Origin of the sequence: Candidatus Poriferisodalis sp. (assembly GCF_965221945.1) — a bacterium.
Classification (GTDB): Bacteria; Actinomycetota; Acidimicrobiia; order Acidimicrobiales; family Poriferisodalaceae; genus Poriferisodalis.
This window is the reverse complement of sequence record NZ_OZ244925.1, coordinates 1,823,481-1,838,935: the sequence shown is the minus strand read 5'-3', so window position 1 is coordinate 1,838,935 and position 15,455 is coordinate 1,823,481. Positions and strand designations below refer to the sequence as shown.

The 15,455-nt window shown below is 63.6% G+C and carries 12 protein-coding genes and 1 pseudogene; 3 read left to right on the top strand and 10 right to left on the bottom strand.

What is annotated here, in order from left to right:
- The first annotated feature begins 185 nt into the window (after positions 1–185).
- Positions 186–614 (top strand): annotated as a pseudogene (locus ACOQPH_RS08570) (DUF427 domain-containing protein).
- Between the two features lie 19 nt (positions 615–633).
- Here the strand turns inward: ACOQPH_RS08570 and ACOQPH_RS08565 are convergent.
- Complete coding sequence (locus ACOQPH_RS08565; protein ID WP_420624209.1) at positions 634–1,917, bottom strand: NAD(P)/FAD-dependent oxidoreductase; 1,284 nt, start codon at positions 1,915–1,917, stop codon at positions 634–636.
- Between the two features lie 454 nt (positions 1,918–2,371).
- On the opposite strand from ACOQPH_RS08565, the gene ACOQPH_RS08560 reads away from it, so the two are divergent.
- Together ACOQPH_RS08560 and ACOQPH_RS08555 are read left to right on the top strand one after the other, a co-directional pair.
- Positions 2,372–4,780, top strand: a complete 2,409-nt coding sequence (locus ACOQPH_RS08560) for a ribonucleoside-diphosphate reductase subunit alpha (protein ID WP_420624208.1) — start codon at positions 2,372–2,374, stop codon at positions 4,778–4,780.
- A gap of 186 nt (positions 4,781–4,966) precedes the next feature.
- Complete coding sequence (locus ACOQPH_RS08555; RefSeq protein WP_420624330.1) at positions 4,967–5,926, top strand: ribonucleotide-diphosphate reductase subunit beta; 960 nt, start codon at positions 4,967–4,969, stop codon at positions 5,924–5,926.
- A 17-nt stretch (positions 5,927–5,943) separates the two neighbouring features.
- Here ACOQPH_RS08555 and ACOQPH_RS08550 read toward each other — a convergent pair whose 3' ends face one another.
- The 9 genes from ACOQPH_RS08550 to ACOQPH_RS08510 all read right to left on the bottom strand — a co-directional run bounded on the left by ACOQPH_RS08550 (position 5,944) and on the right by ACOQPH_RS08510 (position 15,140).
- A complete protein-coding gene (locus tag ACOQPH_RS08550) occupies positions 5,944–6,261 on the bottom strand; it encodes a type II toxin-antitoxin system PemK/MazF family toxin (RefSeq protein ID WP_420624207.1) in 318 nt (105 codons plus the stop codon).
- A complete protein-coding gene (locus ACOQPH_RS08545; RefSeq protein ID WP_420624206.1) occupies positions 6,248–6,487 on the bottom strand; it encodes a hypothetical protein in 240 nt (79 codons plus the stop codon). The genes ACOQPH_RS08550 and ACOQPH_RS08545 overlap by 14 nt, the downstream gene beginning before the upstream one ends.
- Positions 6,488–6,914: 427 nt before the next feature.
- Entirely contained in the window at positions 6,915–7,250 is a 336-nt protein-coding gene (locus ACOQPH_RS08540) for a hypothetical protein (RefSeq protein WP_420624205.1), read from the bottom strand.
- 113 nt (positions 7,251–7,363) lie between these two features.
- A complete protein-coding gene (locus tag ACOQPH_RS08535) occupies positions 7,364–8,026 on the bottom strand; it encodes a hypothetical protein (protein WP_420624204.1) in 663 nt (220 codons plus the stop codon).
- 129 nt (positions 8,027–8,155) lie between these two features.
- Positions 8,156–9,031 (bottom strand): sterol desaturase family protein, encoded by an 876-nt coding sequence (locus ACOQPH_RS08530; protein ID WP_420624203.1) that lies wholly within the window; start codon positions 9,029–9,031, stop codon positions 8,156–8,158.
- Between the two features lie 111 nt (positions 9,032–9,142).
- Positions 9,143–10,813: a DUF4190 domain-containing protein gene (locus ACOQPH_RS08525; RefSeq protein WP_420624202.1), complete on the bottom strand. Its 1,671-nt coding sequence runs from the start codon at positions 10,811–10,813 to the stop codon at positions 9,143–9,145.
- 42 nt (positions 10,814–10,855) lie between these two features.
- Complete coding sequence (locus ACOQPH_RS08520) at positions 10,856–12,700, bottom strand: trypsin-like peptidase domain-containing protein (protein ID WP_420624201.1); 1,845 nt, start codon at positions 12,698–12,700, stop codon at positions 10,856–10,858.
- A gap of 242 nt (positions 12,701–12,942) precedes the next feature.
- Positions 12,943–13,068 (bottom strand): hypothetical protein, encoded by a 126-nt coding sequence (locus tag ACOQPH_RS08515; protein WP_420624200.1) that lies wholly within the window; start codon positions 13,066–13,068, stop codon positions 12,943–12,945.
- 299 nt (positions 13,069–13,367) lie between these two features.
- The gene (locus tag ACOQPH_RS08510) at positions 13,368–15,140 is read right to left on the bottom strand and encodes a trypsin-like peptidase domain-containing protein (RefSeq protein WP_420624199.1); all 1,773 of its coding nucleotides are present in this window, start codon (positions 15,138–15,140) and stop codon (positions 13,368–13,370) included.
- Between the last annotated feature and the right edge of the window lie 315 nt (positions 15,141–15,455).

The following is a 15,455-nucleotide window of genomic DNA, read 5'->3' as shown; positions in this document are numbered from 1 at the left end:
GCCAAAAAATTCTCTGCGCAAGATTGCCGCCTACAGCGGCATTTCTGCGCAAGATCCAGGCCGTGGGGGCTGCCGGGCATCGCCGCCTATCCGCTAACGCTCTGAGCGTGGGGAAGTGCCTCGGTGGTAGAGGGACGCCTCGCCGGTGGACCGGCGCCAACGGAGCAAGCGGGTCCGTCGAGTGGATGCGTGGCCGGGGCGGTGCAATGATGAGCGACAGGAAAGCTCAGGGAGGAATGCGGATGAGTGAGGCAATGATCGAACATCGGAAGCCCGAGATTGCGGTCGAGCCCGAGCCGGGACTGGTCACCGTTCGGGTGGACGGCGTGGTGGTGGCGGAGTCGACCTCGGCTGTGGTGCTCACCGAGGGACGGTTGCCGCCGCGCCACTACCTGCCCGCTTCGGACGTGCGGATGGACCTGTTCCGCTCAACTGTCACATCGACTCATTGACCGTGGAAGGGTGATGCCAGCTACTGGTCAGTAGCAGTCAACGGTCGCAGCTTTGCCGATGTCGTGTGGTCCTATCCCGATCCCATCCCTGAGATGGCCGGGATCGCCGGGATGATGAGCTTCTACGCCGAGCGCGGCGAGGTGTCCCAGGACATTTCCTGAATCCCGGCGCCCGAGCCGATCAGCGCAGCGTGGCAGCCAACTCCAGCGCCTCATCCCACGTGGGGTGGCCAGCCAGCAGGCGGCGGAATCGGACGAACGGCCTGATCGAATCGAGCGCCATCACGGCGCTCAAACGCCCGTCGCGCCGGTAGCCAGCCAGGAACGAGCGGCCTGTATCCGAGACATCTGCAGCGGACCCGACCAGCACCTCGACGTCATCGTCGGCGTCGGGATGTCCCGCGACCTGGATACGGGCGTCGTATTGGTCGGACCACACGAAGGGCACCGAGTCGTAGGGCTGTGCCTCATCGGGTGCCATCAGGTTGCGTCCGACCGCCATCCCGTGCTCGACCGCCGCGGTCCAGTGCTCGACCCGGATGGGCGACTCGCCGTACAGCGGGGCGAGCCATCCATTGGGAGCCCGCGCAACGTCACCCACGGCGTAGACACCCTGGGGGCCGCAGCACAGCGTGGCGTCGCACACCACTCCGTTGTCGATCTGCAGTCCTGAGCCCTCGAGCCATCCCGTGTTCGGGACGACCCCGATGCCGACGACGACGAGGTCGGCCTCGATGCGGCTGCCGTCGGCCATGGCGACCGCCTCGACCCGGTCGGAGCCCAGCACGCCCTCGACGCCGACGCCGAGTCGCAGTTCCACACCGTTCTGGTTGTGCAGTGCGCCCACCCGGGTGCCCATCTCGGCTCCTAAGCCCCGCACGAGCGGCGCCGAGGCTGCTTCGATGACCGTCACCTCGCATCCGCGAACCTTCGCCGAAGCGGCAACCTCCGATCCGATGAAACCGCCCCCCACCACGGCAACGCGTGCGCCGGCGACGAGACCATCCCGGATGGCCGTCGAGTCGTCGAGGGTCCGCAGCGTGTGGACGCCTTCGATGCCCTCGGTTCGGGGCAACGGCCGGGCTGCTGCGCCCGTGGCGATCACCAGTGCATCGAACGGCACCGTGGCGCGGCTGTCGCCGCTCGCCGATCCGTTGGCAGCCGGCGCGACCGCAACGGTTCGATTCTCGAGGTCGAGCCCAACTGCGGCCGTGCCGAGCATCACCTCCACATCGAGCTCGTCGTAGGCACCGTCGGCGTCCAGCATGAGCTGGTGAGCCTCTCGCTCGCCGGTCAGGAACTCCTTCGACAGGGGAGGCCTGTCGTAGGGCAGATGGGACTCGGCGCCGATGAGCGTCAGCGCACAGTCATGTCCGGCGGCCCGAATGCTGTGCGCAGCCCGAGCGCCTGCGAGGGACGCGCCCACAACCACGACGCGTTCTGGCCGGTTCATCTGAGGTGACACACGAGCAGTGTGGCAGCCGCGGACGCGCCGGGGCGAACGCTGATGCACTCCTGATCGAAGGCGCCGGCATTGCAGCCGAGGGCGCTCAGTAGCCCGGAGCGTCGGCTGTGCGGAAGCGACCGGGCTGGGGCCGGCAGCCTCTGTGTTCACACGGCGCTCTGTGCTCAGTCGACGCGCATCTCGCAATGCGCAGCGCGCGTCGCCGCGAACCGATAGCGCCGAATCCGGCCAATTCCCGCTGGATCCGGCTGAAGCTCGCCACACCCGTCTCGGCGCGCTAATAATGTTCCTCACATCTCTGTAGTTACAGCAGTGTTATTCGGGCAGTGTGCTGCGGGTCGGCATCACGCCACGGCGTCACTGCCATGCAGGGGCATGAGAGGGACGAGAACCACATGACCACCACACGTCGCACGGCGCACCTCGGCGTCTGCCTGCTCCAGGGCGGGCCGGCATGAGCGTCACTGAGGCTTCGGCGACTGAAACACAGCGGCAGGCCGCAGATTCGCCCGGAATGCGCGTGCAGAAGCGTGACGGTTCGATGCAGGCCGTCGACGTCAACAAGATCGTGCGTGCCGTCGAGCGATGCGCCACCGAGCTTCCCGGTGTCGATCCGATGCGCATCGCTACCCGGACGATCTCGGGTCTCCATGACGGCGCCACCACCACCGAGCTCGACGAACTGTCGATTCGCACGGCCTCGGCGCTGATCTCCGAGGAGCCGAACTACTCGAAGCTTGCGGCCCTGCTGCTGGCCACCTACATCGACAAGGAAGTCCAGAACCAGAACATCCACTCGTTCAGCCAGTCCATCGATCTCGGCGGCGAGTGCGGACTCATCCACCCCGACGTGGTGGCATTCGTCGGCACAAATGCCCGCAAGCTCAACGACGCCATCATGACTGAGCGCAGCAACGGCTTCGAGTTCTTTGGCTTGCGCACCGTCTATGACCGGTACCTGCTCCGCCATCCGCAGCGGCGCACCGTCGTCGAGACCCCGCAGTATTTCCTTCTGCGGGTCGCCTGCGGCCTGTCCCGTACTGCGGAGGAGGCCATCTCGTTCTATGAGCTGATCTCCAGTCTGCGCTACATGCCGTCGTCGCCCACATTGTTTAACTCGGGCACTACCCACCCCCAGATGTCGTCGTGCTACTTGCTCGACAGCCCCGAAGACTCCCTTGAGGGCATCTACAACCGCTACACCGACATCGCCAAGCTGTCGAAATTCGCCGGCGGCATCGGTGTGGGTTGGCACCGGGTGCGATCGCGGGGCTCGCTCATCGGCGGCACCAACGGCGAGTCGCACGGCATCGTTCCGTGGCTCAAGACGCTCGATTCATCTGTAGCCGCGGTGAACCAGGGTGGTCGGCGCAAGGGTGCAGCATGCGTCTACCTGGAATCGTGGCATGCCGACATCGACGAATTCCTGGAACTGAAGGATTCGACTGGCGATACGGCCCGGCGCACACACAACTTGAATCTGGCGAACTGGGTGCCCGACGAATTCATGCGCCGGGTCGAGAACGACTGGCAGTGGTCGTTGTTCGACCCGAAGCGAGTGCCGCACCTCACCGACCTCTACGGCGATGAGTTCACCAAGGCGTACCAAGAGGCCGAAGCAGAGGGTCTCTATGTGGAGCAAGTGTCTGCTCGGCAGCTCTACAGCAGCATGATGCGCACCTTGGCGCAGACCGGCAACGGCTGGATGACCTTCAAGGACACCTCAAACGTCAAGTCCAACCAGACAGGCGAACCGGGCAACGTCATTCACCTGTCAAACCTGTGCACCGAAATCCTCGAAGTCACCAGCAACGCCGAAACAGCCGTCTGCAACCTCGGCTCGGTCAATCTCGCGAAGTTCGTGCGGGACGGGACTGTCGACTACGAGGCGCTCGGCGAAGTGGTGCGCGCAGCGGTGCCGTTCTTGGACCGTGTCATCGACATCAACTTCTATCCGACGTCCGAGGCGGCCCGTTCCAATGAACGCTGGCGCCCGGTCGGGCTCGGCGTCATGGGCCTGCAGGACGTGTTCTTCCAGCTCAATCTGGCCTTTGACTCGCCTGAGGCTTCTGCGGTGTCGGCCCGGATCGCCGAGGAGATCTACTACTGGGCGGTCTGGTCAAGTTGCGAGCTGGCCCGTCAGTACGGCCCGCACGCGGCCTTCGGCGAAACCCGAGCTGCTGCTGGGCAGCTGCAGTTCGACCTGTGGGGCGTCGAGCCAGCAGATGCACCGCGCTGGGCCGAACTGCGTGAACGCATCGGACAACACGGACTGCGGAACTCGCTGCTCGTGGCCATCGCTCCAACGGCCACGATCGCGGCGATCTCGGGCTGCTACGAGTGCATCGAGCCTCAAGTGTCGAACCTGTTCAAGCGCGAGACGCTCTCGGGCGAGTTCATGCAGATCAACCGCTACCTCGTGCGCGAGTTACAGGCCCGCGGCCTGTGGAACGACGCCATGGCGAATCGGATCAAGATGGCCGAGGGCTTAGTGGCCGACATCGCGGAGATCCCCGCCGAGGTGCGTTCGGTGTACCGGACCGCATGGGAGCTGCCCCAGCGGTCGCTCATCGACATGGCTGCGACACGCGGCGCCTTCGTCGACCAGAGCCAGTCGTTGAACCTGTTCATGGAGAGCCCGAACATCGGGAAGCTCTCGTCGATGTACATGCATGCGTGGAAGTCGGGCCTCAAGACCACCTACTACCTGCGCTCGCGGCCGGCCACCCGCATCAATCAGACCACTACCGACAACGCGTCGCAGCCTGATGCGACAGTCGCTGCCATGCCCGAAGCGACAGCTGCCGCTGATGCAGTCGCGTGCTCTCTGGAGAACCCCGAGACATGCGAAGCCTGCGACTGAGCAGTCCCTGATCAACAAGAGGCCTACTAGGGAGAGCAGAGGATTCTCATGGCACTCGTCCAGCCAGAGCCCGAATTGGGGCCCGAGCCGAGACCACAAGCCGTACCCCAACCCGACCCGGCCGCCGAACCAGCAGTGCGGCAGGGCAAGATCTTGGACCCCGGTTTCGAGTTGACGCTGCGTCCTATGCGGTACCCGCAGTTCTTCGACATGTACCGCGATGCCATCCGCAACACCTGGACGGTTGAGGAGATCGACTTCTCTGACGACATCGTCGATCTGAACCGGAAGCTGGCACCCGCTGAGCGGCATCTCATCAACCGGCTCGTGGCGTTCTTCGCCACCGGCGATTCGATCGTCGCGAACAATCTGGTGCTGAACCTGTACCAGCACATCAATAGCCCTGAGGCTCGGATGTATCTGAGCCGGCAGCTGTACGAGGAAGCGCTGCACGTGCAGTTCTACCTGACACTGCTGGACCACTACATCCCTGACATCTCCGAGCGGTCGGCGGCCTTCGCTGCCATCGAGAACATCCCCTCGATCGCTGCGAAGGCCGAGTTCTGCTTTCGCTGGATGGACAGCGTCTGGTCGGTCGATCGACTCACGACGGTCGAGCACCGCAAGGCGTTCGTGCTCAACCTCATCTGTTTCGCCGCGTGCATCGAAGGGCTGTTCTTCTTCGCCGCCTTTGCCTACGTGTACTTCCTGCGGTCGAAGGGGCTGCTGAACGGCTTGGCGGCCGGCACGAACTGGGTGTTCCGGGACGAGTCGGCGCACATGAACTTCGCTTTCGAGGTGGTGCGCACGATCCGGGCCGAGGAGCCCGAACTGTTTGACATGGACCTGGCTGAGCGAATCCAGCAGATGGTCACCGAGGCGGTCGACGTCGAAACGCAATTCGCGCACGACGTGCTGTCTGGCGGCGTCGCGGGCATGTCGGTGACCGACACCCGGGCGTACTTGGAATTCGTTGCCGACCAGCGCCTCGCCCAGCTCGGCCTTGCCAAGCACTACGGCTCGAAGAACCCCTTCTCGTTCATGGAACTGCAAGATGTGCAGGAACTCACGAACTTCTTCGAGCGCACCGTCGCCAGCTACCAAATCGGCGTCGAAGGCGAAGTCGCCTTCGACGCCGACTTCTGATCGGAGCGCTCTTGCTCTCAGCCGAGGTCGAGAATCATGCTGAGGGCAGAGTCGATGCCCCACTGCTCCTCGGGGCGTAGACGGCCTACGAAGTCGCCGAGCCGGGTCACGTCAACAGCGCCCACTTGCTCGACGAGTACGGCGGTCTGCTGCCCATCGAACTCGATGGTGGGCCTGAAGGAGGCTGGCCGAGCGCTGGTCGAGGTGGGTGCCACTAACACGACCGAGCGCGGCAGCAGCGCGTCGGACTGCACGACAACTCCGAATCGTCGCCCATGTTGCTCGTGGCCAACGCCTCGGGGAAGACGCAGTTCGTAGATGTCACCCCGGCGCACGGAGCTGTTCCATCAGATTCGCTACAGCGGTCATCTCGGTGCGGTCGGCGACATCGGCCTCGAGCGCGGCGACCTCAGCGGCCAGTGCCGAGCGGGCGCGCCGCCGCGCTGCTTCGTGCACCAGCGATGATCTGATGGCCTCCGATTGCGTCAGCCCCTGAGCCTCGAGCTGGATCAGTGCACGGAGGGACTCCTCGTCGAGTCGCACAGAGATCGCCCGAGCCATGGCAACAACATATCGCGAAATGTGATACACACCCGTCGGGATGCGCACCGGCCACAAATCAGAAACTCGCGTAGAACATCGCGAGTCCCAGAATGACGAGGATCGGCACGGCTGCAATCTGTGCACCTGCCCTCCACAAAACGGGGGGAGGCCCAGATTCAGGCTAAGAGACCGCGCGGATAGGCGACGTCTCGGAAAGATGCTGTCACGCTTCTTTGTGCAAATTAGCCGTCTGTGGCGGCATTTCTGCGCAAAGTCCAGGCCCGTCGGGGCTGCCGGGCATCGCCGCCTATCCGCTATGAATCACCCCCCAACAACCCGACCAGACCCGAAGTGATCCAACCCGACACCGGCCCGCGAATCCCGCACCCGCCAACAGCCAATCGGTGGATTCAGGCTAAGAGGGCCAATGGATGTCTGTCAGCCGTCAGCCGGCTTTGACCCACGCAGTCACGACCACCCCGACGAGCAAGAGCGCCGCAACGACCGAGATGGTCAGGCCGGCAATGCCCAGTCCGCTGAATCGTCGGGTGCTCGTCTTGGATCGTGCTATGGCGCGCAGCGATAAGACGAATGCCGGCGTCAACAGAACGAACTCGCACGGAGCAACAATTAGTGTGACGAACAGCGCTGTGAACGCAGCGTTGCTCAACAATAGGCCGCTGCCTCCGAACCATCCGTCGGGATTGTTGGCGAACGAGATTGCGAGCCACAACGGCGGGATGATCGCAGCGAGCGAGAGGAGGAATCCGGCGGTCGCCATGCCGTTGGTTGTAAAGCGTGAGGGTTGCGCAGCAGTCTCGCCGCTCGGTGGAGGTGGCGACGCTGGCCGAGGCCGACGAGTCCGTTTGGCGTCCTGTGGACTGTCTGGGTCATTCATGATGGCGACGAATCTCGCATTCGATGGTTGTTCGTGCGGTCAGGTGCTCTCCGCGAGGCGCGTGGCGGACCGAGCAGAGCAGCCGCGGCGAGGGCGCCGATGAAGCCTCCGGTGGTGGAGAGAGCGAGGTCGCTGATGGTGTCGGCGTAGGTGAGGCCGAGTGCCTCGGCGGCGCCGAGTTCGCCGGCGATCCATTCGGCGATCTCCCAGATCACGATGGCCACGGCACCGAAGCCGGTGCCGATCTTGACGGCGTCGCGGCGGTCCGCGAGTCGGCGGAAGCGCCATGCCAAGAATGCTCCGACCAGCAGTACCCAGTTCACAAAATGGAATACATCGTCGAAGTGGCTGAATGAGTCGTAGAGACCTGCCACATTGCCGCCAAGATCCAGCACGAACGGCGACATGGCGAGCAGGTCCGCCGTCGCCGGGTAAGGGGTGAACCGGCGCCGCCATGCCAGCGGCACGACGGAGCTAGCGACGACCACGATCGGCAGGCGCCATGCCATGCCCTTGCCCTCGAGTTGATCCAGCGGCACAACTGTCACGGCGACAGAGGCCGCGAGCAACATGGCCTTGAGCAGGAGCACCAGTCGCCGCGGCCATCGCTCGCCGTCAATCCGCTCCACGCCCGTGGCTGAGGGGCTGCAGTCCTTCACGGCCAGTCCATTGTCCGAGAGGCAATCCGACGTGTCGTGCGTTGAACGGATGGTGGTCGAGCGGCCTCAAGTTCGGTGTCGTCAGTGTCGTCCGGTTGCGTCGGCGAGTCGTCAGTCACAGCAGTCGCGTCATCGATCGGCAGCGTGGGTGTATTCCGCGGTCAAATGACGGCGGCGGCCTTTGTCGATGCCGCGGACGAACGGTGTGCGCATCTGTTTGACGAACCCCATCGGGTAGTTGCGGTTGATGAGCCCGAGAGTGCCCACGCCGTCGCCCTTGGGCAGGAACCAGGTGCCGAACAGCAGGTCCCAGATGATGAGGACGTTGCCGTAGTTGTGGTCGGACTCGGCGATGCGCTCGGAGTGGTGCCAGCGATGCAGTTCGGGGCCGCTGAACACGTAGTTGAGCGGTCCGAAGCGGACATCGCAGTTGGAGTGCTGGTAGAAGCCGGTGACTCCCCACAGCACGTAATAGACAGCCAGCGCCTCTTTGGAGACGCCGACGAGGGCGAACGGCACGATGTCGATGGCGAAGTGCGCCAGCTTCTCGAACGGGTGCACCCGTGCTGAGTTGACCCAGTAGAGCTTGTGCGGGGAGTGATGCACTGCGTGGAATCCCCACAGCGGCACGAAGCGGTGCAGCGACCAGTGGATCCAGTAGCGCACGAAGTCCACAATCAGCAGCATCATGACTACCTGCACGACGATCGGCCAACTATGGGGCCACAGGCCTGTGAGCGACCGATCGGTGGCTGCGAGCCAGTCGACCAGCCAAAACGTGACTGCCAGGCCGCCCAGGTATGGCAGCGCCATGTGGAACGCCGCCATGAATGTCGCGTCGGAGCGCACCTCGCCCGCCGTCGGGTGCCACTCACGCCGGTAGGGCAGCTTCGCCTCGTGCCAGGTGACCAGGACCGCCGCAGTGGCGCTCGCCGCGTACGACGCCAGCGTCAGGGGCAGCCCCGCCGCCTTCAGCGACAGCAGCACCGCCATCGCAAGTGCCATCGTGACCGGATACGAACCCGCCCGAACCAACCGAACGCATTGCCCGTTCTCGGCGGCGGCCGCTGCAGGCAATGCCGGAGACCGGCCGCTTGGACCAATCGAAGCAGCCACTCAGAACACCTCGAGAGTGCTGAACAAGTAGCTCACCAGCTCGCCGAACTCGGGGAGGGTCAGCGCGTAGCCCTGTTCTGCCTGATTCTCGGCCTGATTCGCGAAATAAATGTATGCGACTCTTATAAGCAGATTCCCCTTGACACGGAACGCGAGTGCTGTCACGTCTTCGTCGCCGATTCTGAACGACAGAATGTGGGCCAATGTGCCGGACCTCAGCGGTGCGATTTCCGATGAAATGATCTCTTCGGCACCTTCGTAGCGAGTCTCCAGCGCCGTCAGGATTTCGGTCGCGTAGTCCTGCAGTGTGTATGTCTCAGCTTCGGCGACGCTGAATTGTACGATGGTGACTCTGGCGATGCCCTTTGGGTCATCAGCCACCAGTAGATGACTCGGGTTCGCAGAGGGCCGCTCGACGTAGTGGCCCGGGAACTGAATCTGGAAGAGGGCATTCGGATCCTGGTAGATCCTCATGATTCCGTGTGGGCTAAGGACAGCGTCGACCGTGTCCGCGTGCGACCCAGCGAACGGGTAGATGGCTGCAGAGAGGTCGTGCAACATGTCAGCGAGCCACAACACGGTGTTGGCTGCGTCGTCGGTTCCAGCACGCAGCTCGGCAAGCTCAGCCGCTCCGCCGTCGGTCGCGTGCGCTGCCAATGAACGCAATGCCCCAGCGGCTGCGGAGATCTCACCTGCTTTGGCGTGCAATTGGCCGTCGTGCAGCGAGCTCGCGGCGGCGTCAGCGATCGAGGCAGCTTCGATGCTGCCATCTGCCATCACTTCTGGGGTGTCGGCGCTGCTGATCGCTTGAGCCAGAGTGCGAAGCGCTGCGCTGGCCTCGTTGAGGAACGACGCCTTGAATATGTCGTCGGCCAGCGCACGCAGCATGCCCGCGTGGCCGTGCATTCCCAGATCGTCGGCTGCTCCCGCTGCTCGCCTTGTCATCAGGCCGCGGTTGACCAGACTGGTCCGCCGCGTGGTGGCCTCGTGCAGAAGATCGCGTAGACGAGCGATCTCGTCGTGCATTCCTGCAGCCTCGGCTGCGTCGATCATCTGCTGGATCAATTCGTCGACATCGAGGTCATTGAAAGCCGGGTTCGCTGGCGCTGCAGCTTGCTGAGTCGCTTCTGCCGGCTCGGTTGGACCTCCGTCCCCATTGCCATCGCCGCGAATGGCCTGCGGTTCGGATCCAGACGTCCCGGTCGCATCGTCCGGCTCGGGCCCGGCAGAGGGAGCCGGCAGTGCTGTACTCAAAGTCGGCTTCGACGCTGCGTCGCGCTCGGCGAGCGCTGCAACGATTCCGAGACCTATGAATGCCACGACGAGTGCCACTGCCGCGTAGGAGCACACGATGCCGGTGATGGCCTGTGCTCGACCCTTGCCGTTGATCTTGCGCGACTGGCGCAAGGCGACGTGGCCGAGCGGGGCGCCGACCAGTGCGGTGATGCCGAAAGTCACGAAGGCAACAATGCCCAGCACCATTGCCGCAATGGCCAGGCCGTTGGTTGCAGGCAGTGTCGGCGGTGAGCTCTCGCCACCGGCTGGAGCGTCGGGCGGTTCGTCCTGCTCGAGAGACCAGCTGGGCAGTCGGGCGGCATCGGAATTGGTGTCGTCGCCGTCGGGCGGCGTCGTCAGCGAGTCGTCAGGCACGTCCGCGTTGCCTCGCGCCAAGCGACCAAGATTGCCGCGGTGACCTCGCCACCAGCTGCTGCATCAATTTGTTTTTTCGACGAACAGCAAGTATGAACCCGTGGAGGTACGGCTCGAATCAGGCAAGTACTCGACGGCGATGAAGTAAGTGCCGCTACTCGGCACTTGGTACACGACTTGAGCATTGAGGTTGCCGCCCAAGAAGTCCAGCGGTCCGCTGTCGTCGTCCGCAGCGACTAGTTGGCCGTCGCTGTCGGCGAAGCGGAGGTAGGTGTCCGCATTGGTTGAATCGACCCAGATGCGTACTTGATCCCCTTGAGTCAGGTCGATCTCGTATGTGTCCGAATCACGGTGGTAGTCGAACACGCCGGCATAGCGAGCGGGGCCGTCGTCGAGTTGCAACTCGACACCGGTCTCGTCGAAGTACTCGATCAGCTCGGCATTACTCTGCAAGCGGCACGACGCCGATTCCGTCGCGAACCCTCCGACTTCCACAAAGCTCAGGAGTGCGTCGTCAGCCGAGAGACGAAGGCTGCGCGGCAGGTCGCCCTCATCGTCGAACTCGGTGTGCGGCTCGAACCAGTCAGCCACCCACATCCAGGCGTCGGAGCATCCATGCAGCTCTACCTCAACGTCATCGTCTCCGTCGTGGTCGATGAGAAAGCTCCGAATGTGGAATCCAGCGGGGAGTGTGAAGCGTTGCTGGGTGCTCCCGGTCTCGCCCAGTCTTGATACCCAGTCAAAGGAGTACTCGTAGTCTTCGCTATCGAGCATGAGCTCGATGATCGCGGCATCGTCGACAGCAGACGTAGCGATACCGAAATTGGCGCCGCTCCAGCCCCAGGTCGAGACGCCGACGACCCTTCCCGCGCTGTCGACCAGAGCACCGCCACTCTGGCCGCCGGCAATGGATGCGTCGGTTTGCAGCAGCGTCAGGTCGTAGCTGTCCCATTGGCGGACGCGCGACAGGATTCCGCGGGTGATCGACGGCTGTGGTGCATCCTCGAATTCGGCGGGGTACCCGATGAGGTACAGATCACTGCCGGGGGGCAGGTCCTCGCCGTCCGCGAGGTCGAGCTTCGGCTTGCCGGTCCGGATCGGGCCGAGGATGGCGATATCGGCCCAAGGATTCGAAGCGACCACCGGGACCCCCGTGTACTCCGTGCCATCGGGGAACAGCACTGTTGACGCCTCTCGGCAGTTCCATATGACGTGATCGTTGGTAACGATGTAGCCGCCCTCGATCAGAATGCCGCTGCCATGGCCCACGCAGCTGCGCACAATCGGGATTGACGGCGAGACGCGAGCGAAGATCTCTACTGCCGATAGTTCTGCGTTGGCAGAGCCGGACTGCGAGTCCGAGGACGCTGTTGTGCCGCAGCCCCTGCTGCTGGCTGTGCCTGTACCGGCGTTACGCTTGCGCGCGGCATCGTCGAGTGTGGCCAGGACGCGCTGCACCTCTGCGCCGACAGCCTGCGCGGTCTTCCAGCGGTCGGCACCGGAGATCCTCCTCAGCGAGCGGCCCGAGATCTTGCTTCCGGGAACGGCGCCGGTGCCGCCGACGACGTACCCACCGGATGCTGCGGCGTCGAGGCATTCAAGTTCGGACGCGGGGAATGGCTCATCGCGCCCTCCGGCCAGGATGATGCAGTCAGTGCCGAGGGCGCCGGCCAGCGTGACGGCTGAGTACATGTCGGACTGTGCGGCGGCGTCTGAGGCCACGACGATGGGCAAGGCGCCGATGCAATTGCCAGTCTTGGTCTGCGGTGGAGTGCGCGGCGACGGCTCGTGCGCGGCTGCGGGCGCGCTGTACAGCGTCGTTGCGGCGATGAGGACTGCCGATACAAGCACGGCGCCCCAGCGGCGCCGCGGTCGTGTTGGAGAGTCAGGAAGCTCAGATGCGCTCACTGAACGGAGCTGCTTCGATGCATCAGGGGGGGGGCATTGCTGTGTGCTCCTGTGCTCGGGCGCAGCGCGCTCAGACCGGCCAAGCGGGCTGATGCTTGACGTACAAAGTGGAGTGTCTAGCAGAATGCATGTACTACATGCAATGTTCCATGAAATTGATATATGGCTGCGCACGTGCGATCACAGTCGAGGTTGCGCGTGCGACCGAGCGGCCCTCGCTGACGAATTGCAGAGCCTTGGACTCACGAGGCCGCTTCGTGCACCAGCGAGGATCTGATGGCCTCCGATTGCGTCAGCCCCTGAGCCTCGAGCTGGATCAGTGCACGGAGGGACTCCTCGTCGAGTCGCACAGAGATCGCCCGAGCCATGGCCACAACATATCGCGAAATGTGATACACCCCCGTCGGGATGCGCACCAGCCACAAATCAGAAACTCGCGTAGAACATCGCGAGTCCTAGCAGAGAACCCAATATGGCACCGGCGGACTCGCTAGTGGAAGGTATGTTCGCTTTGCGAAGCCAGGTCCACGACTTCATCGCTTACCGACATCACACCGTCAATGGCGACCTGCCGCGTCAGGGCGGTCCGTGATTCGGCGGAAGCGCCAAGCCAGGAATGCCCCCACCAGTGGCACGACCGCGGCGGCTGTCCCGGAATCCGCAAGGCTCACTCGATCGACTCGACGTTGATGATGTAGTTCTGCGAGTACGAAAATTCGGGGTAGTAGCTCACGGCGATGTGGAAGGCGCCGGCGCCGATTGCCTCGTAGAGGATCTCGGCGTTCACGGGGTCGCCGAACACAGCGACGGGACCGCTGTCGTCGTCTTCGGCAACGATGGCCGAATCCTGGTCGAACAGCGTCAGCGTCGTATCGGCGCCAATGGAATCAGTCCAGATGCGGATGGTGTCGCCGCGCGAGAGCTGAATCGTGTACCAGTCAACGTCGCCGTTGTAGTCGAAGATGCCTGCGTTGCCGACGTCGATTCCGAGGCTCGTACCGTCTTCGTCGTGGTAGCGACTGAGAACTGCATTGCTGCGCAGCGTGTACGAGGCGCCTGCGTCAGTGCCTGCGACCTGGACGAATGCGTAGGGGCCGGGCACCGTCGCGCGTCGTGGCAGGGCCTCGTCGACGTCGATCAGATTACTGACGATGTCGGCTACCCACAGACCTGCGCCGTTGGCACCCTGAAGCTCCAGTTCTATGTCATCTCCAGCGGGTGACGAAGCGACGAAAGTGAACGATTCCCACTCATCAGTGACGACGATGTGTTGCTCATGCGCAAACTGCTCAGGATCGCCGATGCGATCTGAGTAGGAGAAGACGTAACCGTCATCGTTCAGCATCAGATCTATGAGATCAGCGTTGTCCGCCGCCGATGTGGAAACCGCGAAATTGGCGTCCGTCCACGACCAAGTAGAAACGCCCACGACACACCCGCGACCGTCGACGAGGGCCCCGCCGCTCTGGCCTCCGGCAATCGCCGAGTCGGTCTGCAGCAGCGTGTGGTCGTAACTGTCCCAGTGGCGGACGCGCGACAGGATGCCGCGTGTGATCGTCGGCTGCGGCGAGTACTCGTACTCAGCCGGATAGCCAATGAGGTACACATCGCTGCCGGGAGGCAACTGCTCGCCGTCAACTAGCGCCAGTTGCCTCCCGTCGGTATCCAGCGGGCCAATCAAAGCGATGTCGGCCCAAGGGTTGGTCGCCACGAGCGGCACATCGACGTACTCACTGCCATCGGGAAAGACGACCGTCGCTGCCTCGAATGGCCACAGCACATGGTGGTTGGTCAGCACGTAGTCGCCCTCGACCAAGATGCCGCTTCCACTTCCCCAATCGGTCTCGATGTACGCGATTGAAGGCGCGATGCGGTCGTAGATTTCCTCAGCCCCCAGCTCCGGGCCTTGCTGTTGGCTGCAGTCACCGTCCCTTGCGGAACTCGCGGTGACTTCAGTTCTGTCGGTGCCGGCGCTGTCGCTGCTCTCGTCGGATTCGCCGATGCACGGGGCCAGTCTCGGAAGAACAACATCCTCGTCGAGCTCTCCGAGAAAGTCGCTCAGGTCCTCGTTGTCAGGGATGCTGTATTCGCTCGACAGGCGCTCTGAGATGGATGCGGCCAATTCGGCATCACCAGGAAGCCGCTCGACGCACTCCTCGTAACCGGACGCAATCGCGACAACCTCGCGCAGTTCCTCGAGCGTCACGGAGACGTAGACGGCAGCGGCGGTCTCAGGTGCCATGCAGCGCCATAGCTCGTGGGGCCACCGGTCGTCGCCGACACTGATGCCAAGCAACTTCGAGGTGATAACAGGCCAGCCCTCCCCATCGGATGCCGTGAGGCCGAGCAGTTCTTCACGCAACTCGTCGCCCAGAGCGTCGTCGATACACGCCAGCTCGGCATCGTCGGCTGTGACATCGATCAGTTCTTGCCACGTCATGCCGCTTGGTATGTCGAGAACGGGTACGGCCGCGGTGCTGCGCGTCGGCCCGGTACCGGTGTCGACTGGTGAGTCCGCGGAGTCCGTCGGCGTGGAATCCGAGCAGGCTGTAGCACCGGCAGCAAGCGCAAGTAGTAGCGCAGCAACGCGAGCGGGCAAACGGGGATTTGGTTTTGGAAACATCGCGTGGTTCCTTGGACGGTGGAGGTGACAGCCGGGCGGCTGACGCTATGGATTGGCGTGTACGTCAGATGCAGCTCTGCCGCCTAGAGCGACAGCAGTACCGTCATCGCCCTGGCCATCGTCACCAGGTAC

Coding starts and splice junctions, on each gene's coding strand:
- ACOQPH_RS08560 (WP_420624208.1), top strand. CDS start 2,372: ATGAGCGTCACTGAGGCTTCGGCGACTGAAACACAGCGGCAGGCCGCA.
- ACOQPH_RS08555 (WP_420624330.1), top strand. CDS start 4,967: ATGCGGTACCCGCAGTTCTTCGACATGTACCGCGATGCCATCCGCAAC.
- ACOQPH_RS08545 (WP_420624206.1), bottom strand. CDS start 6,487: ATGGCTCGGGCGATCTCTGTGCGACTCGACGAGGAGTCCCTCCGTGCA.
- ACOQPH_RS08540 (WP_420624205.1), bottom strand. CDS start 7,250: ATGGCGACCGCCGGATTCCTCCTCTCGCTCGCTGCGATCATCCCGCCG.
- ACOQPH_RS08530 (WP_420624203.1), bottom strand. CDS start 9,031: ATGGCACTTGCGATGGCGGTGCTGCTGTCGCTGAAGGCGGCGGGGCTG.
- ACOQPH_RS08515 (WP_420624200.1), bottom strand. CDS start 13,068: ATGGCTCGGGCGATCTCTGTGCGACTCGACGAGGAGTCCCTCCGTGCA.
- ACOQPH_RS08510 (WP_420624199.1), bottom strand. CDS start 15,140: ATGACGTGGCAAGAACTGATCGATGTCACAGCCGACGATGCCGAGCTG.